At 57.7% G+C, this 23636-nt stretch carries 21 protein-coding genes; 6 read left to right on the plus strand and 15 right to left on the minus strand.

Annotated elements, in window-relative coordinates; all coding sequences use genetic code 11:
* Positions 1 to 15: 15 nt before the first annotated feature.
* Positions 16 to 696, minus strand: coding sequence for a Fe2+-dependent dioxygenase (locus tag H0484_RS08705; RefSeq protein WP_226954188.1), 681 nt, complete (start codon positions 694 to 696; stop codon positions 16 to 18).
* A 153-nt stretch (positions 697 to 849) separates the two neighbouring features.
* The gene (locus H0484_RS08710) at positions 850 to 3057 is read right to left on the minus strand and encodes a TonB-dependent receptor (protein ID WP_226954189.1); all 2208 of its coding nucleotides are present in this window, start codon (positions 3055 to 3057) and stop codon (positions 850 to 852) included.
* Positions 3058 to 3403: 346 nt separating this feature from the next.
* On the opposite strand from H0484_RS08710, the gene H0484_RS08715 reads away from it, so the two are divergent.
* The gene (locus tag H0484_RS08715) at positions 3404 to 4531 is read left to right on the plus strand and encodes an alpha-hydroxy acid oxidase (RefSeq protein WP_226954190.1); all 1128 of its coding nucleotides are present in this window, start codon (positions 3404 to 3406) and stop codon (positions 4529 to 4531) included.
* Between the two features lie 43 nt (positions 4532 to 4574).
* Here H0484_RS08715 and H0484_RS08720 read toward each other — a convergent pair whose 3' ends face one another.
* A complete protein-coding gene (locus tag H0484_RS08720; RefSeq protein ID WP_226954191.1) occupies positions 4575 to 4856 on the minus strand; it encodes an acylphosphatase in 282 nt (93 codons plus the stop codon).
* Positions 4857 to 5037: 181 nt separating this feature from the next.
* Here H0484_RS08720 and H0484_RS08725 point away from each other — a divergent pair, with 181 nt between their 5' ends.
* Positions 5038 to 6204 (plus strand): ABC transporter substrate-binding protein, encoded by a 1167-nt coding sequence (locus H0484_RS08725; RefSeq protein ID WP_226954192.1) that lies wholly within the window; start codon positions 5038 to 5040, stop codon positions 6202 to 6204.
* Between the two features lie 148 nt (positions 6205 to 6352).
* Here the strand turns inward: H0484_RS08725 and hpaR are convergent, their stop codons facing one another.
* Positions 6353 to 6895 (minus strand): homoprotocatechuate degradation operon regulator HpaR, encoded by a 543-nt coding sequence (gene hpaR / locus H0484_RS08730; RefSeq protein ID WP_226954193.1) that lies wholly within the window; start codon positions 6893 to 6895, stop codon positions 6353 to 6355.
* 237 nt (positions 6896 to 7132) lie between these two features.
* Between hpaR and H0484_RS08735 the strand changes: the two genes are divergently transcribed.
* The 3 genes from H0484_RS08735 to H0484_RS08745 are packed head-to-tail and all read left to right on the plus strand — an operon-like array spanning position 7133 to position 10097.
* Complete coding sequence (locus H0484_RS08735) at positions 7133 to 8170, plus strand: aromatic ring-hydroxylating dioxygenase subunit alpha (RefSeq protein WP_226954194.1); 1038 nt, start codon at positions 7133 to 7135, stop codon at positions 8168 to 8170.
* Between the two features lie 17 nt (positions 8171 to 8187).
* On the plus strand, positions 8188 to 9297 hold the full coding sequence (locus H0484_RS08740) for an aromatic ring-hydroxylating dioxygenase subunit alpha (RefSeq protein WP_226954195.1): 1110 nt from the start codon (positions 8188 to 8190) through the stop codon (positions 9295 to 9297).
* Between the two features lie 17 nt (positions 9298 to 9314).
* Positions 9315 to 10097: a helix-turn-helix transcriptional regulator gene (locus H0484_RS08745; protein ID WP_226954196.1), complete on the plus strand. Its 783-nt coding sequence runs from the start codon at positions 9315 to 9317 to the stop codon at positions 10095 to 10097.
* 6 nt (positions 10098 to 10103) lie between these two features.
* Here the strand turns inward: H0484_RS08745 and H0484_RS08750 are convergent, their stop codons facing one another.
* The 8 genes from H0484_RS08750 to H0484_RS08785 are packed head-to-tail and all read right to left on the minus strand — an operon-like array spanning position 10104 to position 17428.
* Positions 10104 to 11564 carry an NAD-dependent succinate-semialdehyde dehydrogenase gene (locus H0484_RS08750; protein WP_226954197.1) on the minus strand — a complete coding sequence of 487 codons (1461 nt, stop codon included), beginning with the start codon at positions 11562 to 11564 and terminating at the stop codon, positions 10104 to 10106.
* Between the two features lie 29 nt (positions 11565 to 11593).
* A complete protein-coding gene (locus H0484_RS08755; RefSeq protein ID WP_226954198.1) occupies positions 11594 to 12394 on the minus strand; it encodes an HpcH/HpaI aldolase family protein in 801 nt (266 codons plus the stop codon).
* A 23-nt stretch (positions 12395 to 12417) separates the two neighbouring features.
* Positions 12418 to 13221: a 2-oxo-hept-4-ene-1,7-dioate hydratase gene (gene hpaH / locus H0484_RS08760; protein ID WP_226954199.1), complete on the minus strand. Its 804-nt coding sequence runs from the start codon at positions 13219 to 13221 to the stop codon at positions 12418 to 12420.
* A 14-nt stretch (positions 13222 to 13235) separates the two neighbouring features.
* The gene (locus tag H0484_RS08765) at positions 13236 to 13643 is read right to left on the minus strand and encodes a 5-carboxymethyl-2-hydroxymuconate Delta-isomerase (protein ID WP_226954200.1); all 408 of its coding nucleotides are present in this window, start codon (positions 13641 to 13643) and stop codon (positions 13236 to 13238) included.
* An 11-nt stretch (positions 13644 to 13654) separates the two neighbouring features.
* Positions 13655 to 14524, minus strand: a complete 870-nt coding sequence (gene hpaD / locus H0484_RS08770) for a 3,4-dihydroxyphenylacetate 2,3-dioxygenase (RefSeq protein WP_226954201.1) — start codon at positions 14522 to 14524, stop codon at positions 13655 to 13657.
* 20 nt (positions 14525 to 14544) lie between these two features.
* The gene (hpaE, locus tag H0484_RS08775) at positions 14545 to 16002 is read right to left on the minus strand and encodes a 5-carboxymethyl-2-hydroxymuconate semialdehyde dehydrogenase (RefSeq protein ID WP_226954202.1); all 1458 of its coding nucleotides are present in this window, start codon (positions 16000 to 16002) and stop codon (positions 14545 to 14547) included.
* Positions 15999 to 16772 carry a fumarylacetoacetate hydrolase family protein gene (locus tag H0484_RS08780; protein WP_226954203.1) on the minus strand — a complete coding sequence of 258 codons (774 nt, stop codon included), beginning with the start codon at positions 16770 to 16772 and terminating at the stop codon, positions 15999 to 16001. Before H0484_RS08780 ends, hpaE begins: the two co-directional genes overlap by 4 nt.
* Complete coding sequence (locus H0484_RS08785) at positions 16769 to 17428, minus strand: fumarylacetoacetate hydrolase family protein (protein WP_226954204.1); 660 nt, start codon at positions 17426 to 17428, stop codon at positions 16769 to 16771. Before H0484_RS08785 ends, H0484_RS08780 begins: the two co-directional genes overlap by 4 nt.
* Positions 17429 to 17591: 163 nt before the next feature.
* Between H0484_RS08785 and hpaB the strand changes: the two genes are divergently transcribed.
* Positions 17592 to 19181 (plus strand): 4-hydroxyphenylacetate 3-monooxygenase, oxygenase component, encoded by a 1590-nt coding sequence (gene hpaB, locus H0484_RS08790; RefSeq protein ID WP_226954205.1) that lies wholly within the window; start codon positions 17592 to 17594, stop codon positions 19179 to 19181.
* Between the two features lie 93 nt (positions 19182 to 19274).
* Here the strand turns inward: hpaB and poxB are convergent, their stop codons facing one another.
* The 3 genes from poxB to H0484_RS08805 form a co-directional block, all read right to left on the minus strand.
* Complete coding sequence (poxB, locus tag H0484_RS08795; protein ID WP_226954206.1) at positions 19275 to 21002, minus strand: ubiquinone-dependent pyruvate dehydrogenase; 1728 nt, start codon at positions 21000 to 21002, stop codon at positions 19275 to 19277.
* A gap of 164 nt (positions 21003 to 21166) precedes the next feature.
* Positions 21167 to 23236 (minus strand): methionine--tRNA ligase, encoded by a 2070-nt coding sequence (gene metG / locus H0484_RS08800; protein WP_226954207.1) that lies wholly within the window; start codon positions 23234 to 23236, stop codon positions 21167 to 21169.
* Between the two features lie 102 nt (positions 23237 to 23338).
* Positions 23339 to 23584, minus strand: a complete 246-nt coding sequence (locus H0484_RS08805) for a hypothetical protein (RefSeq protein WP_226954208.1) — start codon at positions 23582 to 23584, stop codon at positions 23339 to 23341.
* Between the last annotated feature and the right edge of the window lie 52 nt (positions 23585 to 23636).

The following is a 23636-nucleotide window of genomic DNA, read 5'->3' on the forward strand; positions in this document are numbered from 1 at the left end:
GGCAAGCCTGAAGAGTCAAACCTCGGCCCATTCGCGCACCAGATTGTGGTACACCCCCGACAGCCGGGCCAGCTTGGAAGCGTCATCCGTCTGCATGGCCAGTTCTTGTATGGACTGATCCAGTTCCCACAAAATTGAACGCTGGTGCGCATGGCGCACCATGCTTTGCACCCAGAAAAACGAAGCGATGCGCACGCCACGTGTGACAGGCGTAACGTGGTGCAAGCTGTTGCCCGGGTAGACCACCATATGGCCGGCAGGCAGCTTTACGCGCTGCACGCCATAGGTGTCTTCGATAGAAAGCTCGCCGCCTTCGTATTCGTCGGGCTCGCTGAAAAACAAGGTGCACGACACGTCGCTGCGTATGCGTTGCTTCGTGCCGGGCGCCACAAATATTGCATTGTCGATATGGTTGCCGTAGTGCCCGGAGTTCTCGTAGCGGTTAAAGCGCGGTGGCAGTATCTTTGCCGGCAAGGCTGCGGCAATGAAAGCCTGGTTTTGCGCCAGGGCACCTAAGATGACTTCTCCCAGTTGCTGGGCCAGGGGGCTTTCCAGGCCTAACTGCAGATTCTGCTTGCTTTGCTGGGCAATATACCCGGCTGTTCTGGCGCCGTCTTCCCATTCGGCCTGCTGCAATAGCTGGCGGCAATGTGCCAATTCTTGGGCGTTGAGTACATCGGGTAGGGTGATCAGCATGGTGGGCGAAAGGCAAGGTGAATGGTCAGGCAACTAGTCGGCTTATTGTATGCGAGGGCCTCTCGCAGCGGCTTAAAAGCAAGCTCTCATAAAAAACGGCCGCCCTCAAACAAGGGCGACCGCAAGGGTAGGCAATAAAGCCTTAGATGCTCATTATTCGTAGCGGTAGGTGCCGGTCAGCATGAACGAGCGGCCTGGCCCGACGTTGGCGAAGATACCCACGTGCGAGGCGTCGTAAACGCGTTCGTTGCTAAGGTTGTTGGCATTCAACTGCAGCGAAATTTGCTTGTTGACGTCGTAGCGCAGCATGGCGTCAAACACCGTGCTCGAAGGCAGGTACAGATTGTTGGCATCGTCCACGAAGCGCTTGCCGACGTAGGTTACACCGCCGCCCACCGTCCATTGCGGCAGGAACTTGTAGGTGCTCCACAAGGTAGCGCTGTGCTTGGCGACGAACTTGATCTGATTGCCGTCGAAAATATTGGCGCCACTGCGGTAGGTCTTGATCTTGGGATCCAGATAGCTATAGCCGGCCCAGACGTTCCAGTTTGGCGTAATGGCGCCAGCGGCACCGAGGTCCAAACCGCGTACGCGGTTGCTGCCAGACAACGAAACGTTGCCGGTCAAGGGGTCGGTAGAGCGGGCGTCGGTTTTCTCGGTCTGGAAGATGGCAGCCGTCAGCGAGAGCTTCTCGTCAAAGACGTCCCACTTGGTGCCCAGTTCCCAGGTCTGGCTCTTTTCAGGCTTCAGGTCGTGCAGTTGCGCACCGCCTGCGGGGCCATCAGCGCCACCGGCCTGGCCGAAGTTTTCACCGGCCGGGTTGGACGAGGTGCCGTAAGACAGATAAATGGCGCCATTCTGGGCCGGCTTGTAAACCACACCGGCTTGGTAGTTCCACATCTTGTCGCTGCGGCGATCGCCATTTTGGGCGTTGTGCACGCGGAAGTCATCCCAGCGCAGACCCAGGTTGACTTGCCACTGAGGCGTGAAGTCGATGGTGTCAAACAGATAGATGGACTTGGTATTGATAGAGCCGTCTTTAAATTTATCGCCAAAAGCCAGGTTGCGGCTGCCGAAGTTGGCGTTGGGGTTGGGGTTCCAGAACGAATCGGTACCTGTCACCGTAGGGCCGCCTTGGCCGGGCAGAGTGCTGCGGGAATAAACGTCTTCTTTGCTGAACTCTATACCGGTAATGAAGGTGTGCTTGAGCGCACCCGTATTGAAAGTGCCGCTCAACTCGGTTTGGTTGATCAGCGCCTTGGATTCACGCCAGCGCGCGCGGTTGGCACGCGTGAACTGCAGTTCGGTGTTCTCGTTTACGCAAGCGCTGGAAGGCGAGGCGCCGGAGCAGTTGTCGAACGAGGGGCGGGTATACAAGTATTCTTGGTAGCTGCGCGACCAACGCGTTACGTTACGTGCCGTCAGGGTGTCATTGATGTCGCGCTGAATATCGGCGGTTACCGTGTCGAACTGGTTCTTGCGGTAATCGATGCCGTTACGCCCGTAATAGTTGTCGCGATCCGGCTCCAGCGGGGTTTTGCGGTCAGGGTTGGCCGCGTTGCTGAAAGGCATGCCCCAGTCGGGCGTGTCTTTGTTGACGATATGCGAATAGCTCAGAATCAGGCGGGTAGAGGTTCCCAAGCCCAGGCCCAAGGTGGGCGCAATCCCGTAGCGGTCGTATTTGACGTCATTGCGACCGGGTACGTCGCCGCCCATGCGCATCAGGTTCAGGCGGAAAGCCGCGTGATCCGTCAGCTGAATGTTGCCGTCTGCTGCCAAGCGATATTGGCCCTCGGTGCCGACGCCCGCAGAACCCTCGAAGAAGTTTTCAAGGTGAGGTTGCTTGGTGGACAAGTTAACGCTGCCGCCGGTGCCGCCACGGCCGGTATAGGCCGAACTGGGCCCTTTGATGACTTCCACGGCTTCCAGGTTGAAAGTCTCGTGCGAGCCACGACCGTAGTCGCGCAAGCCGTCTACAAAGATGTCCGTGCTGGCCTCATAGCCACGGATAAAGGGGCGATCGCCGGCAGGCGTGCCGCCTTCACCCGAGCCCAGCGTGACGCCCGGCGTCGTGCGCAGTACGTCTTGCAGTGAGGTCGCGCCACGGTCTTTGATGACCTCTTCGGGAATCACGATGACGGTACGAGGGGTGTCAAGCAAGGGGGCCGTGAACTTCTCGGAAGAAATCTTGTTGGCTTGATAGCCGTCTATGGGCGCTTGGCCTTGAACCTGAAGGCTGGGCAACTGCTGGACTTCCGGGCTTGCGGTTTGAGCGGCGACGGGCAGTGACAATGCACTGCCGATAGCGGCATACAGCATGCCTTGACTGAACGCGTGCGGGGCACGGTGGGACTGAGACATGAAAGAAACTCCCTGAGGATTGAGAATGAGTCTGGATGTTTACTTTTGTTATTTTTTGGATTGAGAGGCGGTTAATAGGAAATCCACCTCTTATTTTTAGTGTTGTGAATGGTAATAATTGTTATTTGCGATGTCAACTTCGTGTCAGCTTGCTGACGTAAAGCTGTACCAAATTTGCCACAAATTGCCATAACCCCCTTTAACCCATTCGCTTTTTCCTACGGCGTAATTGCCACCGTATAAAAGAGAACGCTTGTCGGGTTTTGGCATGCTTTACACTTGAAACCCAGGGTCTGCCCTCAGTCGATAGCTTCATTGGTGATTTTTTGTTTCGTTTGGGCCGTTTATGTCTACCGGACTTCCCCCCTCGCAGGTGTTGCCTCCCCTTAAGCAGATCCCTCCCGAGATCGCGGCAGTTCAAGATTACGAGCCCTATGCGCAGGCGCGCATGAGCCCTCAGGCCTGGGCTTATTTTTCGGGTGGCGCAGCCGACGAGCAAACCCTGCACGAGAACCATATGGTGTTTTCCCGCTGGCACATCGTGCCACGGGTGCTGCGCGACCTTGGCCACGGGACGACACGCCAAAGCCTTTTGGGTTGCGACTTTGATTACCCCATTCTGTTGGCGCCCGTGGCGCACCAAGCTTTGGCGCATACCCAGGGTGAACAGGCCAGTGCGCTCGCCGCGTCGGCCATGGGGGCAGGTCTGGTTCTAAGTACGCAATCCAGCACCGATTTGGCGCAGCTTGCCCAGCAAGCGTCTTGCCCCTTGTGGTTTCAGCTTTACATACAGCCCGACCGTGCCTTCACTGCGCAGCTGGTGCAGCGCGCCGAGCAAGCCGGTTATCGTGCGCTGGTCATTACGGTGGATGCCCCCCTCAATGGCATGCGTAACCGCGAGCAGCGGGCGCAGTTCTCTTTGCCGCCGGGCATTGAAGAAGTCAATTTACGAGGCATGGTGCATGCCCGCGGCCACTACGCTCAACCAGGCCAAAGCCCCGTATTTGGCAGCGGCTTGTTGCAGCAAGCGCCTACCTGGCAAGACATTGCCTGGCTCATCAGTCAAACGCGTTTGCCTGTTTTGCTTAAGGGCATACTCAGCGCACACGACGCCTTGCTGGCACAAGAGGCGGGGGCAGCGGGCGTCATTGTTTCCAACCATGGGGGCCGCACGCTAGATGGCGTCTTGCCCACATTGGCGGCTTTGCCCATTGTTAGGGCGGCATTGCCGGCTGATTACCCCGTACTGCTGGACGGCGGCGTCAGGCGCGGAACTGATGTTTTCAAGGCGCTCGCCCTAGGCGCCAATGCTGTCATGATAGGGCGGCCTTATATCTTCGCCTTGGCTGCTGCCGGTGCGGCGGGCGTGGCGCATGTGCTGCATTTGCTGCGCACCGAACTTGAGGTAGCAATGGCTTTGGCCGGTTGCGCTCGCCTGGAAGACATTCAAACCGAAAGTCTGCTCAAACTCTGAGCGCCTGAACAGCTGATCGGGCTATACGCCTTGGTCGGTGCTTTTATAACTGCTGAAAACCTTCGTAGCGTTTTTCGGCTGCCAGGGTTTCGCTGACGACATCTTGAACGCGAGCGGCCGGTGGCCCGCTGCGCATCCAGGCCAGCATGCGGTCTATTTGATCTGGCTCGCCTTGAAGCAGAGCCAGGACGCTGCCGTCGCCCTGATTTTGTACCCAACCCCTTAGCTTGAGCTGGTGCGCCATGCGCACAGTGCTGTGGCGATAAGAGACGCCTTGCACTTTGCCGGTAACAAGGACTTTGACGGTTTCAAATAAGGGTTCCATGGTGCGATGACGCGAGTGGCGGCAGGCCTGCCATTTTAGCCCCATACGATGGATATGGCGCACCTCACGCTAGGGTTAACAATGCCCCGCGTTTCATTGACTATGTAGTTAATATGTTATTAAATTAGATAATATATTAATCATAAGCGGCATCCCAACCACAACAGAGGATGAGGTAGACATGAAACATATCCTGAAAGCATTGTGCTTTTCGACACTGGCAGCCTGGGCAATGGCAGGCAGCGCTCACGCCGAAACCGTCAAGATAGGCGTCACCGTACCCACTACAGGTCCGGCAGCCATTCTGGGTTTGGGCGCGCGCAATGCCGTCAGCCTGTTTCCTAAAACAGTGGCGGGTTACGACCTCGACATCACCGTACTCGACGACGCCAGCGACATCACCAACTCGGTCAAAAACGCCAAGCAGTTCCTGGGCGAAAAAGTCGACCTCATCGTCGGTTCCTCCACTTCACCGCAATCGCTGGCCATCATCGAAGCCATAGCGGGTGCCAATACCCCGCTTATAGCCCTGGGGGCCTCGTCGCGTATCGTGCTACCCATGGACGACAAACGTAAATGGGTGTTCAAAACCGCCGCCAACGATTCCCTCATGGCTCAAGCCATTGCCGAGCACATGCAATCCAAAGGCGTCAAAAAAATGGGTTTCATCGGCTTTGCTGACGCTTATGGCGATAGCTGGTTCAACGAAATGAAAGCCCTGTCCGACAAAATGGGTATAGAAATCGTTGTCGCCGAACGTTTCAACTCCAAAGACAATAGCGTCACCGGGCAGGTGCTGCGCCTGGTGGGCGCCAACCCCGATGCCATCTTGGTGGCTGGTTCGGGCACGCCTGCCGCATTGCCCCATGCCACGCTCAAAGAGCGCGGTTACAAAGGGCTTATTTACCAAACGCACGGCGCGGCCAACGAAGATTTTCTGCGTGTAGGCGGAGCTGCGCTGAATGGTGGCTATTTGCCGGTGGGCCCCAACCTGGTCTGGGAGCAATTGCCGGACGGCTACCCCACCAAGGCCGCTAGCGCGCACTTCGTACCGCTCTATGAAGAAAAATTCGGCAAAAAAACGCGCTCAAACTTTGCGGCCCAAGCTTATGACGTACTCTTGATGCTGGAACGCGCTTTGCCCGAGGCCGGCAAAACCGCCAAACCGGGTACCGAGGCCTTCCGCGTCGCCTTACGCGATGCGCTTGAAAACCTTAACGAATTACCTGCCAACGCCGGCGTGTTCACGATGTCGCCTGAAGATCACTCCGGCATGGATAAACGCGGTCGCGTCATCGTCGAAATCAAAGACGGCACCTGGGCGCTGGATAAAGCCAGTATCCAATAAAATTTTGGCGTCGCTATTAAATAGCAATACCGCCAAGTGCAAAGGCCAAGGCTTCAGTGCCTTGGCCTTTGCTTGTTTCGGGCTAAAGTGCTGGCAACAGGCTTTGCCACCCCAAGCGCCAACCCCTCCGGCTTTGGGTAGCAGGCATTTACACGGTGGCTTTTGGCTTCTTGGAGGCGCCGCGTTTGCGTGCCGGCTTGCTGGTTTCAGAGGAAGCGGATGGCGTCAAAGGCATGCGCACGACGGGGGCGTCGCCTTCGGGCGGCAGTGGCAAATCTATCAGTTTGTCTAGCAAGGCGTAAGCCGCCAATAGGTCGGTTTGGCCCATTAAGGTTTCGAGCTCCAGGTAGCGGGACTCTATGCTTTTGCTGATCTGGCGTACCAGTTTCTTGCTGTGCGCCGTCAGGTCTACGTACACCTTGCGCTGATCGGTAGAAAGGCGATGGCGCACGATCAAGCCGTCGCGTTCCATGCGTTCGAGTACGCCGCTTAGGCTGGGCGCCAAAATACATGACTCTTCGGCGATGCGGCCGGTTTCCATCTCGCCATGTTCGTTCAGAACGCGTATCACCCGCCATTGCTGTTCGGTCAGACCCTGTTGTTTAAGCGTAGGCCGAAAATAACGCATCACGGATTCGCGCGCGCGCAGTAACAGCATGGGGAGATTGCGATGTTGAAATTGGCGATTCATGATTCGTGCACGGATTTGGCCGCAGGGGCTGCAATATGCCTGCCGGCGTGTAGGCTTAATTATAAGAGCGAATTCGTGAATAGCTTAAGTATTTTTCCCAGGGTGAAGTACCTCAATAAAGGTATGGAAGATTCCGCTGGAAACCCTATACTTTTTCATAGGGCAAATAGCATGAGAGCGTCGGCCTAAAAGCAGCACGGCGCCGGGTTGTGAGTCGCACAACACAAGGAGACAAACATGTTTATCAAGAACACGTGGTACGTGGCCGCCTGGGCGCATGAAATCACCGAGGCGGCGCCTTTCAGCCGAACCTTGCTGGGCAAGCCCGTTGTCATGTGGCGCAACGCTGATGGCAGCATCACCGCCTTGCCCGACCGCTGCCCCCATCGCGGGGCGCCGTTGTCGCAGGGGCGTATCGAGCAAGGCCAGTTGCGCTGTATGTATCACGGCATGTTGTTCAACAGCGATGGGGCCTGTACGCATATACCGGGTCAATCACGCATGCCGCCGGGCGCCGATTTGCAGCGCTTTCCTGTTGTTGAGCGCAACAAATGGGTATGGATCTGGATGGGCGACCCAGAGCTAGCCGACCCTAGTCTGATACCAGACACTTTCTGGCTGGACAGCCCCGACTGGCGCTATCGGCCAGATTACATGCACTACCAGGTCAATTATTTGCTCATCAGCGATAATCTGCTCGATTTTTCCCACCTGGCTTTTGTGCACGAAAAAACGCTGGGGGGTAGTGCGGCCTACGCAGAGGTGCGTTCCGAGATAGACAAGCTGCCCAATGGCTTGCACATAGAGCGCTGGCATATGGATTCCACCCCCGCGCCTTTCGTTACCAATCTGGTTGGCTGGACCCACAATGTCGACCGCTGGAACATCTACGACTTCGTCATGCCGGGCATCTTGCTGATGGATTCCGGCAGTGCGCGAGCCGGCACTGGCGCCCGACAAGGCAATCGCAGCGAAGCGGTAGAGTTTCGCAGCGCCCAGGCGCTTACTCCCGAAACCGAACATAGCTCGCATTATTTCTTTTCGCAGGCGCACAACTTTTCGCTGGATGATGCCTCTGTCACCGACAACTTGCACGCGGGTTTGCTGGCCGGTTTCAAAGAAGACTGGGAAATGCTCCATGCCCAGGCGCGCGTGCTAGACCTGGACCCTGATTTCAAGATGATGCCTTTGGGGGTAGATACCGCACTGGGGTATTTTCGCGCCTTGGTCAATAAGAACCTGGCAGCCGAGCGCAAACTCTCGGCTGCCGCCTAACTGCCCCGGAGACTTGCATGACTTTACCTAACGCTCCTACGCTGGCTGCGCTCAAGCATGCCGCTGCCGGCATGGCCAATCGCGACACGCCTTTCATCTTCGACGAGTGGTATGTAGCCGCATTCGCCGACGATGTGTCGCGTACGCTGCTACCCCGTCGGCTGCTTGGTAAACGCGTGGTGCTTTATCGCAGCGAGTCCGGCCAAGTGGTGGCCTTGTCCGATCGTTGCGCGCATCGAGCCTACCCTTTGTCTTTGGGCTCTCTGGAAGGCGATACCCTGGTGTGTGGCTACCATGGGTTTCGCTTCGATACCCAGGGCAATTGCATAGAGGTTCCTTCGGCCAGCAAGTGCCCCAAAGGCATAGGCGTAGCCAGTTACCCTGTCATAGAAAAAGGCCCGCTTGTCTGGATCTGGATGGGGGACCCAGCGCTGGCCGACCCTGCCAAGCTGCCCGAACAAGAATGGCTGGGAGCCGCCGACTGGAAGCATTCGCAGGGTGGTTTTCAGTTGCAATCCAACTACGTCAGCATGCACGAGAATCTGCTAGACCTGACCCATCTTTCTTACTTGCATGCCAAAACCTTTGGCACACCCGATTACGCCAGGGCCGCATTTCGCTCTGAAGTCGGCGATGGCTATTTTGCGCTGTATCGCGACGTGGTGCCAACCACTTTGCCCCCGGTATGGGCCGAACCCACAGGGCTAGTAGGCTGCGACACCGCTGCCCGTATTGTGAAGTCAGAGTTCAAGTCCCCGGCCTTTCATCAAGTCAACGTCAACTTTTACGATAGCCAACTGCCCGAGTCTCAGCGTCAGGTGTCGCGCATACGGACGGCCCACCTGCTTACACCCGAAACCCAAAGCAGCTGTCACTATTTCATCGTGCATGGTCGTGATTTCGCCTTGCGGGACGATGCCGTCACTGCCTTCATGCACGAGCAACTCTTCAAGGCTTTCCAAGAAGACGTAGACGGGATGGCCGCTTTAGAGCAAGTCTGGGAAACCACGGATGCCGATGAGATGTACGAAATGTCGGTGGCGGCGGATGGTCCATCGGTGGCAATGCGCCGCTACTTAAAGGCCCGCGCTGAACCGGTGGCGTCCCTGGTGCGCGTTTCCGCCTAAGCGCAGGTCAAGTACACATGAGCATCGAACAGCTGGCCCTGGCCGACTTGGTAGAGGCCATAGGCAGTAAGCAGTTTGCCGCTTCAGCTTTCGCTGTTGTCGAGCAAGCCTTTCAGGCTGATCACATCGTCGTACAAGTGGTCGAAGAAGATCGCGTACGCGGCTTGTTTACCGAGGGCAGGCTGTCGGCGCGCGTGGCGGCTACCATCAATCAGCGCTATGTCGAACGCTACTACATGCTGGATGAAAGCCTGCGAGCTTTGGGTAACGTGAACGATAAAGCGCCTACAGTGGTTCATGTAGACCCTGGCGGCCAAGCCTCGCCCACCTACAAGAATTATTTTTTCGAGCGCACCGGTTTGTGCGACAAGCTTTCCATCGTTAGCCGCCGCGAGGCTGGCTTACTGCTCTGCAACGTTTACAGGCTGAAGGATTCTGGCCCGTTTACGCGGCAACAGCTGATGCGGGCAAAACGGTTGGCGCCTGTGCTGAGCGCCGCCGTTTGGCGCCACTTGGCCAATGTGGGAGAACCCGCCTTGCCTGCCATGAGTCCGTCTCTGGAAGTCCACCAGGCCGAACGGGCTGCCTTGCGGCATCTTTCTGCACGAGAGTCTGAAATCTGCCGTCGGCTGTTGGCGGGCGCCAGCAACGAAGGTGTGGCCTTGGACTTGAACGTCAGCGTGCACACGGTGCGCACGCTGCGTAAACGCATTTACAAGAAACTGCAGGTGAATTCGCTGGGCGATTTGTATGCACGTTATCTGGGCGCCATGTCGGCCGAGGTCAACAGTGGGCGTTAGGCCTGCCTAATTCGCCCACGCCAAATACTTCAGCTCGGTATAGTCGTCTAGCCCATGATGCGAGCCTTCGCGGCCTTGACCGGATTGTTTGATGCCACCAAAGGGGGCAACCTCAGTGGAAATCAAGCCTGTGTTGATCCCCACCATACCGTATTCCAAGGCCTCGCTGACACGCCAGATACGGGCGGCATCACGGCTGTACAAATAAGAGGCCAGGCCGAAAATGGTGTCATTCGCCAATGAGATGGCTTGCTCTTCGGTTTCGAAGCGAATCAAAGAGGACACCGGGCCGAATATCTCTTCGCTGAAAAGGCGCATTGTGTCAGTGACATCGGTAACAACAGTGGGGCTGAACCACAGCCCGCCCAGCGGGTGCGGCTTTCCGCCGAGCACGATTTTGGCCCCCTGGCTGCAAGCGTCTTCCAGCAAAGCGCTGACTTTGTTGACGGCCTCTTTGTTGATAAGCGGCCCTTGCTCTACGCCTGCTTCCAGGCCGTTTCCGACCTTGAGCGCTTGCACCGCCTGGGTAAGTTTGGCGGCAAAAGCGTCGTAGACACCTGCCTGCACCAAAAAGCGATTGGTACACACGCAGGTTTGCCCCGCGTTGCGGTACTTGGATGCCACGGCACCAGCGACGGCGGCGTCAAGGTCGGCGTCGTCAAAGACAATGAAGGGGGCGTTGCCGCCCAGCTCAAGAGAGAGCTTTTTGATGGTGGGTGCTGATTGCGCCATCAGCTTGCGTCCCACGCCGGTAGAGCCGGTGAAAGACAGTTTGCGCACGACTGGGCTGTCAGTCAGTGTTTTGCCTATGGAAGCTGCCTCGCCCACAACCAGGTTGAATACGCCGGGAGGCACGCCGGCACGCAAGGCCAATTCACCCAAGGCCAAAGCAGAAAGCGGCGTAAGTTCGGAAGGCTTGACCACCATGGTGCACCCTGCTGCCAAAGCGGGGCCCACTTTGCGGGTGATCATGGCGGCGGGGAAGTTCCAGGGGGTGATGGCAGCGCACACGCCCACGGGCTGGCGCAACACCATCAGGCGTCTGTCTTTGGCGGGGCTGGGGATGATCTCGCCATAGAGGCGCTTGGCTTCCTCGGCATACCATTCAAGATAGCTGGCGGCGTAGACGATTTCTCCGCTGGCCTCTGCCAGGGGCTTGCCCTGTTCAAGTGTCATGATGCGTGCCAGGTCGTCTTTGTGCTGCAGCATCAGTTCGAACCAGCGCCGCAAAATGGCGGCGCGTGAACGGGCCGTCAGGGCACGCCAATCGGGCAGGGCTGCGGCGGCGGCATCTATGGCTTGCTGAGTTTCATCTGCGCCGGCATAAGCGACCGACGTTAGTACAGCGCCGCTGGCAGGGTTGGTTACCTCGAGTTGTTCACCCGAAATCGCATCGCGCCACTGTCCGTTGATCAGGCATTGATGATGCAGGAGCGTAGGGTCTTTAAGATCGAATCCGGCTGGCATGAGGTCTCCTTGGTGGGGCTTTAAGCTTATCAATAGCCGGCGCCGGCTGTCGAGGTGCCCGTTTGGGGCCGTACCTTACTCAGTAACTGTAGGGCCGCACTGCGTAGCAAGGCGGTGTCGGCGCCCAGTGCCATGAACGACGCCCCCGACTTGCGATAGCCTTCTGCCAAAGCAGGGTCGGCACAGAAAACGCCGGCTGCCTTGCCATGTTGCCGGATGCGTTGCAAAGCGGTTTCTATGGCTTGCTTGACCTCGGGATGACCCGGCTGACCCAAGTAGCCCAATGAGGCTGCCAGATCGGATGGCCCCAAAAATACGGCGTCTACGCCCTCGACTTGGGCAATTGCATCGAGATTATCCAGGGCGGTGCGGGACTCTATCTGCACCACCAGGCAGGTTTGCGCATCGGCCTGCGAGAAATAATCGGAGACGGCGTTCCAACGGGCGCCGCGCTCCAGCCCGGTGCCCACGCCGCGAATGCCTCGTGGCGGATAGCGTGTGGCGCGAACCAATTGTTGGGCTTGCTCGGCGGTTTCCACCATAGGCATCAACAGGGTTTGTACACCTACGCCCAGCAACTGTTTGATCAGCGAGGCGTCGTGATTGGGCGGGCGAACCAGGCAAGGGCTAGGGTAGGCGGCAATAGCTTGTAGCTGCGCCTGGATACCGCGCAAATCGGTCAAACCGTGCTCTGCGTCTATCAGCAGAAAGTCGAAGCCGCAGGTAGCCAGAATTTCGGCGCTGACGGGGTGGCCCATGCCTAGAAACAGACCCAGTTGCGTGTGTTGCCCCGCCAGGGCCTGTTTGAAAGCGTTGACCGGCATCTGCATGAAGCGACCTTTTAAAGTTAAGGCTAAACGAATCGGAAGGCGATTTGGCCCAGTTTGCCATAGTCGGCTTGAAAGGTATCGCCGCGCTGGGCTGGTACAGGCCGGGTAAATGACCCCCCAAGAATCAGATCGCCTGCTTGCAAGTGTTCGCCATGCGGGGCGATTTTGTTGGCCAGCCAAGCCACTCCCATGGCGGGGTGATTGAGCACACCCGCAGCCAGCCCGGTTTCTTCTAGTACGCCGTTTTTATACAGCATGGCGCCCAGCCAGCGCAGGTCGACGGCATCGGGGCGCACCGGGCGGCCGCCAGGTACCACGCCGGCATTGGCGGCAAAGTCGGAAATCGTATCGAAGACCTTGCGCGGTGCGCGCGTGTCACGATCGAACTGCTCAATGCGGGCGTCTATGATTTCCAGCGCTGGTGTGACGTAATCGGTGGCCGACAGTACGTCGTAGATCGTGACATTCGGGCCGCGCAAAGGGGCTTTCAAAATGAACCCCAGTTCAACTTCTATGCGCGGCGCAATGAAGCGCTCAAACGGAATGTCTGTGCCGCTTTCGAAGAACATGTCGTCCAATAGCGGGGCGTAGTCGGGCTCGGTAATCTGCGAGGACAGCTGCATGGCGCGCGAGGTCAGGCCTATCTTGCGGCCTTTGATGCTGCGGCCCTCGGCCAGTTTCAGCGCTACCCAAGCGCGTTGAATGGCGTAGCCGTCGTCTATGGTCATGGCCGGGTGCGCGGCAGAAAAATGACGCAGTTGCGTACGGTTCTTTTCGGCCTCGTGCAGTTGGGCCGCCAGGGTTTTTATCAGTGCGGGGTCAAGCATCAGGGCTTCCTGTGTCAGGCAGAGGCGCGCAGGCGTGCGTGCAGGTTATTGTGTTTCCAGGTGCCGGCTTCGCTGAACTCGTTGATTTCCATGGATAAGGCCAGGCCGGTGCGCTGGAAGATAGGCTCGAAGTGTGCCTTCATGATGTCGAACAAGGCGTCCCCCGTGGCTTGGCGTATGGCCGCACTACGCCCGGCACCCATGCGCAGGTTGGCATGGACGAAGGCGGCATCGGGGCGGCCATCGGCAATGCCGTAGTCTTCGCATACCAGTGCTCGAACGCGTATGCCCCCCAAGGGGTAAACCGCTAGTCCTTCCGGGCTGCGGTAAGCGGCAAGGCAGCGCGCCAGTTTTTCGCAAAGCGCTTGCATGTGGGCGTCGGCTTTAAGATTGGCGGAATACTCAAGAGTAAGATGTGGCATGGCAAGGGCGCTCAGGCGGCAGTGATTAAGGGCGTAACTGGAAAAATCGCATTGATCTGCCCGGTGCCCGAACTGCCGAAATAAGGGGTGATGATTTCCACGCCCTGGTCGTAGGCCTTACCGCCCAGCAAACCCAGCAACATGGCGGTGTCGTGCATGCCGCCTTCGCCCCAGCATTTTTCGTTGTACATGGGCAGCATTTTCAGGAAAGTGCTCCAGTCGCCACGCTTCCACATTTCCACGACGCTGAGGTCCATGGTTTCGAGGAAGGGGTTGTACACCTTGTGCATATAAGCCGGTGCTGTGCCGTTGTCGGCAAAGTGGTGCGACAACGAGCCGCTGGCAAAGACGGCCACCGTACCGTCGTAGTGATCTTCGATGGCGCGACGTACCGCCAGGCCGAAATCTTGGCTTTCCTCCAAGGTGTGCCACATGCACCAACCGGCTACGCTGACCACCTTGAAATGTTGATCGGCATTCATATACCGCATGGGCACCAGCGTCCCGTATTCGAGTTCCAGGGTGGTTTCGCTGTGCGCCCGCGAGGCGATACCGGCTTGGTTGGCGGTCTGCGCCAGCAAATGACCCAGTTGAGGGTTGCCGGGGTATTCGTAAGGCAGATTCTTGATGAAATGCGGCAGCTCGTTGCTGGTGTAAACGCCTTTGAAGTTTGGTGCGCAATTGATGTGATATTCGGAGTTGACCAGCCAGTGCACATCGAACACGACGATGGTGTCTACGCCCAGTTCTCGGCAGCGACGGCCTATTTCGATATGGCCGTCTATGGCGGCCTGCCGGCAACCTTGATGAGGACCTTCCAGCTCGGAAAGGTACATGGAAGGAACATGGGTGATTTTGGCGGCCAGTGCAAGGGTGCCCATGGCGGTCTCCGGAGTTTGGCTTAAACGCCCCAGCGGGGGATGGGGTGGCTGCCATACGACAAGCAGACGTTCTTGGCTTCGGCGAAGACCTCGAAGCTGTAATGATTGCCTTCGCGCCCCGTGCCCGAAGCCTTGACGCCGCCAAAGGGCTGGCGCAGATCGCGCACGTTCTGGCTGTTGACGAACACCATGCCGGCTTCTACGGATTTGGCCATGCGCAAGGCGCGCCCGGTGTTTTCAGTCCAGACGTAAGACGAAAGGCCATACACAGACTCGTTGGCGATGCGTAAGGCATCGGCCTCGTCGGTGAAAGGGATCAGGCAAGGCACCGGGCCGAAGATTTCGTCTTGGGCGATGCGCATGCGGTTATCAACGTCGGCAAATACAGTGGGCGCTACCCAGTTGCCGCCGCGTAAATGGGAAGGCAGCTCGGGCAAGCTGCCACCCATGAGCATACGTGCGCCTTCTTGCTGGCCCAAAGCTATGTAGTGTTCTACCTTTTGCTTGTGCTGCGGGCTGATCATGGGGCCAATGATGGTGTTGGGGTCCATGGGGTCGCCTACGGTAATGCGCTGGGCCCGTGCAACGTAATCGGCGACGAAGCGGTCATAAATGCCGCGCTGCACGAGTATGCGTGAGCCCGCCGTGCAGCGTTCACCATTATTCGAAAAAATCATGAATAGGGCGGCGTCTAGGGCGCGGTCGTAGTCGGCATCGTCAAAGACGATAAAAGGGGACTTTCCGCCTAGCTCCATAGAGAATTTTTTTAGTCCGGCCTGTTGCACAATGCGATTGCCGGTGGCTGTGCTGCCGGTAAATGAGATGGCCCGCACGTCGGGATGGCACACCAAAGGCTCGCCGGTTTCAGTGCCGTAGCCATGCACGATATTGAGCACGCCGGGCGGCACGCCGGCTTCCAGCGCCAGTTGGCCCAGGCGGTCGGCAGTCATGGGCGAGAGTTCTGACATCTTGAGCACGGCGGTATTGCCCAGCGCCAAGCAGGGCGCGGTTTTCCAGGTGGCCGTCATGAACGGCACATTCCAGGGCGAGATCAGCGCGCACACGCCCACCGGCTGCCACAGCGTGTAGTTCAGGTGGCCGGTGTCGGACTGGTAGCTTTCGCCGTCCATGTGAGCGGCAATTTCGGCAAAAAAATGGAAGTTGTCTGCGGCGCGCGGAATCAGTGCTTTTTTTGTTTGGCCTATGACCTGGCCGGTGTCTCGCGTTTCGATCTCGGAGAGTTCGGGTACATGGGCGGTAATGAGTTCGCCCAGTTTGCGCATGATGCGTGCGCGTTCGGCGGCCGGCTTTCCGGCCCAGCCGGGGAAGGCTTGCTTGGCCGCCTGCACGGCGGCGTCCACTTCAGCCTGGCCGCCACGCGCCACTTCGGCCAGGGTTTCGCCGGTGGCAGGGTTGATGGTCTCGAAAACCTGTTTGCTGTCGACGGATTTACCGTCGATGAGGTGCTTGATCATCATAGCGATGCCTCGTCTGGATAAAGTGTGGCGGGGGTGGCGAGTGTGTTGACCAAGCGCCCTACAGATTCGATTTCAGTGACGACGACGTCGCCGGCGACGACGTTGGCCAGACCCTCGGGGGTACCTGTCAGGATGATGTCGCCAGGCGACAAGGTCATGATGTCGGACAGCCAGGACACCAGCCATGGAATGTCGAACACCATGTCGCGGGTGTTACCGCGCTGGGTTTCACGCCCATTGATGGAGGTGGTCAGTGTGAGATTCATGGGATCGGGAACGTCGCTAGCAGGAACGAACCAAGGGCCCAGCGGTGTGCAAGCGTCGCGGTTTTTGACGCGCAGATTGGGCCGATAGTAGTTCTCGAGATAGTCGCGTATGGCGTAATCGTTGGCGACGGTATAGCCCGCTACGTATTCGTAAGCCTGATCGCGCGGGACATGGCGCGCCGTGCGACCAATGATGACGGCGAGTTCGCACTCGTAGTGCATGTAGGCGGCTTCGGCGGGGCGGGGAGTCAAGCTGTTATGCCCCACCAAGGTATTAGGGCCTTTGAGAAACACCAAGGGTTGCTCGGGCGCCTTGAAAGCAAGTTCTTTGGCGTGGTCGGCGTAGTTAAGGCCCAGCGCAAAAATAGTGCCGGCCTGAACAGGCGGCAGCCATTGCACGCGGTCTTCAGCTAGCACCAGGCCGCCGGGTAGGCGCACGAAGCCCGGTTCGTCGGGCTGAACAAAATGTACGGCGCCGTTATGAAAGATGCGACCGATTTTCATGCTTGGCCCCCAATGGTGCATTGCACGGTGGGCAAACCTTGGGCTTGTACCACCACGACATCGCCGCGTTTGGCTTGGGGCGCCTGCCATTTGACCCCCACCAATAGGCGGTCGCCGGGGTTGAGCGTCATGAAGGCGCTGATCTGTGCCAGTAGTTGGGCCGGCTGACGCAGCAGCTCTGAAACAGCCCAGGTATCGACGGCTTGCCCATTAATCAGGGTTTGAATACCAAGCGTTTCAAGCGCGGGCTTGGTCGCTTGCTCTGGACCCAGCACGCAGGAACCGTCGAAACATTTTTCACGGATGGCGGGGCGGTAGTAGCTGCTGTGCGGCAAGCTGAGGTCTATGACCAATTGATAAGCCGCGACGTGTTGCAGGGCCTTGTCTTCGGAGAGGCGTGAGGCCGGCGAACCGATCAGCAAGCCCAAAGTGGCCCCGATTTCGACGGAGCCGGCACCGGTTGGCAAGGATACCGAAGCGCCGCTTTGCGCCCAGGTATTGCAAGGTTTGATGTAAAGCACAGGCGCTTTTGGCGGTGCTTGATAGGGCGCTTCGTTTAGTGATGCCCCCATGGCGCTTAAGGAGCCCGGGTGATTAAGCACAACGCCATAAACCGTATGTGAGATGCCGGCGGCAGGTGGCAAGCTGGGGAGCATGAATCCGAAACTCCGTTTGATTATTTATTGACGATCTTAATACTTAATATGTTAAATTGTCAACGCCGGGGTAAGCCCGGATGGTGAATGGCAGGCCCCATGTAAATAATTAATATATTAATAAAAAAACAAGCATCAATATTCATGGATTAAGTTTGAAAACATGAGACAAGCCATACGTCAGCAGTCCCCGGAGCAACTTAGAAGCGACCTCAGCCGACCTTTTGCCGGAGAGGAATACCTGGAATCGCTGCGCGATGGCCGCGAGATCTACATTTATGGCGAAAGGGTGGGCGACATCACCACGCACCCCGCTTTCCGTAATGCGGCAGCCTCAATGGCCAAGCTCTACGACGCCTTGCATGATCCGGCCAGCCACGACGAACTCTGCCTGCCCACTGACACAGGCAATGGCGGATATACCCACCGCAGCTTTCGTTATGCCCGTAGTCAGGAAGACCTCAGAGGCCAGCGCGATGCGATTGCAGCTTGGTCCAGGCTTAGCTATGGCTGGATGGGGCGCACGCCCGATTACAAAGCCGCCTTCGGCAGTGCTTTGGGCATCGTGCCAGAGTTCTACGGCAAATTCGAAGACAATGCGCGCGCTTGGTATAAGCGCATCCAAGAGTCCTGCCTGTTTCTGAACCACGCCATCGTCAATCCTCCGGTCGATCGCAGCAAACCGGTTGATCAGGTGCGTGATGTTTTCATGACGGTAGACGAGGAAACCGCTGATGGCATCTACGTCAGCGGCGCCAAGGTGGTGGCAACAGGTTCGGCCTTGACGCACTACAACTTCATCGGGCAAGGCTCGGCGGGTTTGCTGGGCGACAATACCGATCTTGCCCTGATGTTCATTGCCGGCATGAATGTGCCTGGCATGAAGCTGATTTGTCGCCCCTCGTACGAACTCATGGCAGGCTTATCGGGGGCGCCCTTCGATTACCCGCTATCCAGCCGCTTCGACGAAAACGACGCTATCCTGATTCTGGACCGCGCCTTCATCCCCTGGGAAAACGTACTCGTCTATCGTGATCTCGATCGCTGCCGAAATTGGTTTCCGCAAGGCGGCTTCGGGCGACTTTTCCCCATGCAGGCCTGCACACGTCTGGCGGTCAAGCTCGACTTCATCAGTGGTTTGTTGGTCAAGGCCTTGCAGTGTACCGGCACGATGGAGTTTCGCGGCGTTCAGGCGGCGGTAGGCGAAGTTGTGGCTTGGCGCAACACCGTGTGGTCGTTGACCGAAGCCATGATCAGCAACGGCAAACCCTGGCAGCACGATAGCTGGATGCCGTGCATAGAAGCGCAGCAAGCCTACCGCGTGCTGGCGCCGCAGATTTACACCTTTATTAAAAAGACCATAGAAGAAATTGTTGCCAGTGGGCTTATTTATCTGCCCTCGGGCGTGCGCGATCTACGCAACCCTATGCTTAACGAGTACCTGAAGCGCTATGTGCGGGGCTCAGACGGCATCGGGCATGTAGAGCGCATCAAGATTCTGAAGCTGCTGTGGGACGCTATTGGCTCGGAGTTTGGCGGGCGGCACGAGTTATACGAGATCAACTATGCCGGTAGCCAAGACGAGATTCGTATGCAGTGCTTGCGTCACGCGCAGGGCAATGGCTCGTTGCAGCGCATGACGGCGATGGTGGATGCCTGCCTTTCCGATTATGACGAAAACGGCTGGACAGTGCCGCATCTGACGAATAACGACGACATTCTGGCTTTGGATAGGGTACTGGGCAAGTCGTAATGCCTTGCCCAGCCCAATACATAAAGTCTTAGCCGTCGTTGAGGCGCTTGCTGGCTGCGGGGCTGCCCAAGGCAGCCCCTTTTTCGTACCCGCTTACTTTCTCAACAGATTCGTATTTGCCAGCTCGATGACTTCATCGCCGCGACCATTGAAGATCGCCTTGAGCAAATAGAGGCTAAAGCCCTTCGCTTGCTGAGCCTGAATTGCCGGCGGCATCACCAGCTCTTGCTTGGCGGTGACAACATCCACCAGTACAGGGCCTTGATGCATGAAGGCATCTTTCAGAGCGCCATCTACGTCGGTGGAGTCTTCGACCCGAATGCCCTTGATCCCCATGGCTTCAGCCATCGCGGCGAAATTGGGGTTCTGTAGGTTGGTGTTGCTGTCGAGGAAGCCGGCGGCCTTCATCTCCATGGCGACAAAGCCCAGTGTGCCGTTATTGAAAACGACGATCTTCACGGGCAGCTTCAGTTGCGACAGGCTGATGAAGTCGCCCATCATCATGCTGAATCCACCGTCGCCAGATAACGATACGACTTGGCGGCCAGGCTGTGCGGCTTGCGCGCCTATGGCTTGCAGCATGGCGTTGGCCATAGAACCGTGGTTAAACGAGCCCAGCAAGCGACGCTTGCCGTTCATGGCAAGATAGCGCGCTGCCCAAACGGTGGGGGTACCAACGTCGGCGGTAAAGATTGCGTCTTCTGCCGCTAGTTCGCTGATGCGATGGGCAAGATATTGTGGATGAATCGGGCGACCCTTAGCTGTCGGCGTGGCCAGCTCGTCCAGACCCTTGCGGGCTTTCAGATAATGATCACGCGCGGCGTCTAGGAACGAGCTGTCTTGCCGTTCGTTCAGCAAGGGTAAGAGCGCTGCTATGGTATCGCCTACGTCGCCCACTACACCCATGGTCAGCGCCGCACGCTTGCCCAAGGCAGCCGCGTCGTGGTCGATCTGAATCACCTCGGCATGCTCGGGATAGAAATTCCGGTACGGAAAATCGGTGCCCAGCATGAGCAGCACCTTGGCGTTGGCCATGGCGTGATATCCAGACGAGAAACCGATCAATCCGGTCATGCCCACGTCGTAAGGATTGTCCCACTCAATGTGCTCTTTGCCGCGCAGCGCATGTACGATCGGGGCCTTCAGCCGCTCGGCCAGTGCAACGACCGCGTCGTGCTGACCGGCGCAGCCGCTGCCTGCCAAAATCGTCACCGGCTTGTCGGTGTTGAGCAGGGCTGCGAGGGATTGAATTTCGGCATCATGCGGTATGACATGGGGCGCTGCAGGCAGTGCGAAATGCTCAGACGCCACGAGATCGCATTCCGAGAGCGCGACATCACCTGGGATAACCAGTACGGCGACGCCACCTTTGCCTACAGCGGTGTTCAACGCACGATTCAAGACACCGGGGAACTGCTTGGGGCTGGACACCAATTCGACATAGTCGGCGCATTCGCGAAACAGCTCTTGCGGATGCGTCTCTTGGAAATAACCGAGACCGGCTTCCGTGGAGGGAATATGCGCGGCGATTGCCAGCACCGGCACATGATTGCGTTTGCAATCAAATAAACCGTTAATAAGATGCAGGTTGCCCGGGCCGCAGCTTCCTGCGCATACGGCCAGTTCGCCGGTAATGGCCGCCTCGGCCCCGGCGGCGAATGCTGCGGTCTCTTCATGCCGCACGTGCATCCATTCGATGCGGCCTAGTCGCCGCAAACTGTCATTTAGCCCGTTTAGACTATCGCCCGTAACACCCCAAATGCGTTTTACACCCGCGTTAGCAAGCGAAGTCGCCAAATGGTCTGCCAAAGTGGTCGCCACAGAAATGCTCCTTATGGGTAAGTGATTGTCAGACGAGCGCTGACAGCGGCACTGCCTATCGCGCCTGTATCGCCCTCAAGGCGCATCGTACTTTACTCGCCACTTAACTAGAGCATTACCTTGAACAAAGCCACAGTCTGCTTTACACGAGCCTATGCCTAGGCTTAGTGAATCCGCATACCAGGTTCGGCGCCCGGCCAGGGTTCCAATATATAAATGCCGGGCTTGGCTTTCTCGTCGGCATGGCTGGCGGCCAGCACCATGCCTTCGGAAACCCCGAAGCGCATTTTGCGTGGCGCCAAGTTGGCAACCAAAACCGTCAGCTTACCTACCAGATCTTCAGGCTGGTAAGCCGAGCGTATCCCCGAGAACACCTGGCGTAAACGACCTTCACCCGCGTCCAGGCTCAGACGCAGCAGTTTGTCTGAGCCTTCCACCGTGTCGCATTCCACGATCTTGGCAATGCGCAAATCTATCTTGGCGAAGTCTTTGATGTCTATGGTGTCGGCAATCGCTTCCCCGCCCGGAGTGGGCAGGGCTACAGCGGGAGGCTCGAACAGATCGTCGAGCATCTTGGGCTCGACGCGCTGCATCAAGTGCTTGAAGGGCGAGATGCGAGTGGGCAACTGGCCGGCGTCTTGCCACTGATAGCCTTGGCCGTCGTTGAACAGTTCGTCGGCCACGCGGGCACCCAAGGCAGGCAGCACCGGCGACAGCATGACGGTAAGCGCCTTGAAACCTGCCAGCGCGCGCGAGCAAATGTCTTGCAACTGAGCCTTGCGCGCTTCATCGGCCTCGGACCAGTTTTTAGCCAGCACCCAGGGTTGGGCAGCGTCAAAAGCCTGGTTGACGGTATCGGCGTAAGCCATCAGGCGCCGAATGGCGCGACCAAACTCGCGCTGCTCGAAATCTGCCCGAACCGCTTCAGCCGTTTCAGTGATTTCGGTGCGCAAAGCTTGCGTATCGGTGCTGTAGGCAAGCTGGCCGTCGAAGTACTTGCTGATGAAGTTGGCGGCACGGCTGGCGATATTGATGTATTTGCCAACCAGGTCGCTGTTTACGCGGGCAATGAAGTCATCGGGATTGAAATCCAAGTCTTCAACGCGGGCGTTAAGCTTGGCGGCAATGTAATAGCGCATCCATTCGGCGTTCATGCCGATTTCAAGGTAGCGCAGCGGCGAAATACCCGTACCGCGGCTCTTGGACATTTTTTCGCCGCTAACGGTAATAAAGCCGTGCACGTTGATCTGATCTGGCGTTTTACGACCGGCGAACTTCAGCATGGCAGGCCAGAACAGCGTGTGGAAATACACGATGTCTTTGCCTATGAAGTGCACTTGCTCGGTAGCGCTGTCTGGGGCGATCAGGGCGTCGAAATCCAGGCCGGCTTTGGTGCAATACGCTTTGAGCGCGGCCAGATAACCTACAGGCGCGTCTAACCATACATAAAAATACTTGCCCGGTGCGTCGGGAATCTCGATGCCGAAGTAGGGGGCGTCGCGGGAAATGTCCCAATCGGCCAGTTTGGCTTCGCTGTCTTCGGCGCTGCCCAGCCATTCACGGGTTTTGGCAATGATTTCGGACTGTAGGCGTGGTGAATTCTGCGGGCCGTTTCCGGTTGTCCAGTTGCGCAAGAACTCGACGCAGCGCGGGTCGGAAAGCTGGAAGAAAAAGTGCTCGGAGCTTTTGAGCACAGGCTTGGCGCCGGTAATGGTGGAATAAGGCTCTATCAGCTCGGTAGGCGAGTAAACGCCGCTGCACGACTCGCAGGCATCGCCATATTGATCTTTGGCATGGCAGTGTGGGCATTCGCCCTTGATATAGCGGTCAGGCAAAAACATGCCTTTGACCGGGTCGTAGAACTGCTCGATGGTGCGCGTGGTGATCAAGCCGGCCTGCTTGAGGCTGCGATACACGCTTTGCGAGAGTTCGACGTTCTCTGGCGAGTCGGTGCTGTGCCAGTGATCGAAAGCGACATGAAAGCCATTTAAGTAGCGTGGGCGCTCGGCGGCATAGCGCGCGACGAGTTCTTGGGGGGAAATGCCTTCGGCTTCCGCCTTGAGCATGATGGGCGCGCCGTGGGCGTCATCGGCACCAACAAAATGCACCGTGTGCCCCGCCATGCGCATGGACCTCACCCAAATATCGGCCTGGATATATTCCATGATGTGGCCAACGTGGAAAGAACCGTTGGCATAGGGCAGGGCGGTGGTGACGAAAATCGTGCGCGGCATGTCAGGAGGCAATAAAGAGTAAGGAATTGCGGCAGACGTATCCGCCGAAAAGCGGGCGCCAAGGCAAAACCGGGGCCGCCTATTGTAATAACGAAAGCAAGATCAGGGGATTTCGCGCATCTCTACGTCGACGACATCCTTGTTCTTGAAGGAACGCGCGGGCGCCGGTGGACGGCGGGAATCCCAGTAGGCGCGCACACCGAAAGGACGCCCCTTGATGCGCGCCACGATGTACAGCACGCCAATGGCAATGGCGGTGGACACCATGAAAATGAAAGCCATTGCCATGCCGAACAGGGTCAGGACGAAAAACAGTAGGCCGCGCAGGATTTGAGTAAGTGTATTCATGATGATAGTAGACAGTAGTAGCGGAAAATAATTCCCTAATCCGCTATTCTTG

This window comes from Mesopusillimonas faecipullorum, assembly GCF_020539505.1.
Classification (GTDB): Bacteria; Pseudomonadota; Gammaproteobacteria; order Burkholderiales; family Burkholderiaceae_B; genus Mesopusillimonas; species Mesopusillimonas faecipullorum.

What these genes read in the sequence shown, in the direction of transcription:
- metG (WP_226954207.1), bottom strand. Translation starts at nt 23,236, where the DNA reads ATGCCGCGCACGATTTTCGTCACCACCGCCCTGCCCTATGCCAACGGT.
- H0484_RS08780 (WP_226954203.1), bottom strand. Translation starts at nt 16,772, where the DNA reads ATGAAAATCGGTCGCATCTTTCATAACGGCGCCGTACATTTTGTTCAG.
- hpaH (WP_226954199.1), bottom strand. Translation starts at nt 13,221, where the DNA reads ATGCTTGACCCCGCACTGATAAAAACCCTGGCGGCCCAACTGCACGAG.
- H0484_RS08720 (WP_226954191.1), bottom strand. Translation starts at nt 4,856, where the DNA reads ATGGAACCCTTATTTGAAACCGTCAAAGTCCTTGTTACCGGCAAAGTG.
- H0484_RS08745 (WP_226954196.1), top strand. Translation starts at nt 9,315, where the DNA reads ATGAGCATCGAACAGCTGGCCCTGGCCGACTTGGTAGAGGCCATAGGC.
- H0484_RS08725 (WP_226954192.1), top strand. Translation starts at nt 5,038, where the DNA reads ATGAAACATATCCTGAAAGCATTGTGCTTTTCGACACTGGCAGCCTGG.
- H0484_RS08805 (WP_226954208.1), bottom strand. Translation starts at nt 23,584, where the DNA reads ATGAATACACTTACTCAAATCCTGCGCGGCCTACTGTTTTTCGTCCTG.
- H0484_RS08740 (WP_226954195.1), top strand. Translation starts at nt 8,188, where the DNA reads ATGACTTTACCTAACGCTCCTACGCTGGCTGCGCTCAAGCATGCCGCT.
- H0484_RS08750 (WP_226954197.1), bottom strand. Translation starts at nt 11,564, where the DNA reads ATGCCAGCCGGATTCGATCTTAAAGACCCTACGCTCCTGCATCATCAA.
- H0484_RS08735 (WP_226954194.1), top strand. Translation starts at nt 7,133, where the DNA reads ATGTTTATCAAGAACACGTGGTACGTGGCCGCCTGGGCGCATGAAATC.
- hpaD (WP_226954201.1), bottom strand. Translation starts at nt 14,524, where the DNA reads ATGGGCACCCTTGCACTGGCCGCCAAAATCACCCATGTTCCTTCCATG.
- H0484_RS08705 (WP_226954188.1), bottom strand. Translation starts at nt 696, where the DNA reads ATGCTGATCACCCTACCCGATGTACTCAACGCCCAAGAATTGGCACAT.
- H0484_RS08755 (WP_226954198.1), bottom strand. Translation starts at nt 12,394, where the DNA reads ATGCAGATGCCGGTCAACGCTTTCAAACAGGCCCTGGCGGGGCAACAC.
- H0484_RS08715 (WP_226954190.1), top strand. Translation starts at nt 3,404, where the DNA reads ATGTCTACCGGACTTCCCCCCTCGCAGGTGTTGCCTCCCCTTAAGCAG.
- H0484_RS08765 (WP_226954200.1), bottom strand. Translation starts at nt 13,643, where the DNA reads ATGCCACATCTTACTCTTGAGTATTCCGCCAATCTTAAAGCCGACGCC.
- H0484_RS08710 (WP_226954189.1), bottom strand. Translation starts at nt 3,057, where the DNA reads ATGTCTCAGTCCCACCGTGCCCCGCACGCGTTCAGTCAAGGCATGCTG.
- hpaR (WP_226954193.1), bottom strand. Translation starts at nt 6,895, where the DNA reads ATGAATCGCCAATTTCAACATCGCAATCTCCCCATGCTGTTACTGCGC.
- H0484_RS08785 (WP_226954204.1), bottom strand. Translation starts at nt 17,428, where the DNA reads ATGCTCCCCAGCTTGCCACCTGCCGCCGGCATCTCACATACGGTTTAT.
- hpaB (WP_226954205.1), top strand. Translation starts at nt 17,592, where the DNA reads ATGAGACAAGCCATACGTCAGCAGTCCCCGGAGCAACTTAGAAGCGAC.
- hpaE (WP_226954202.1), bottom strand. Translation starts at nt 16,002, where the DNA reads ATGATGATCAAGCACCTCATCGACGGTAAATCCGTCGACAGCAAACAG.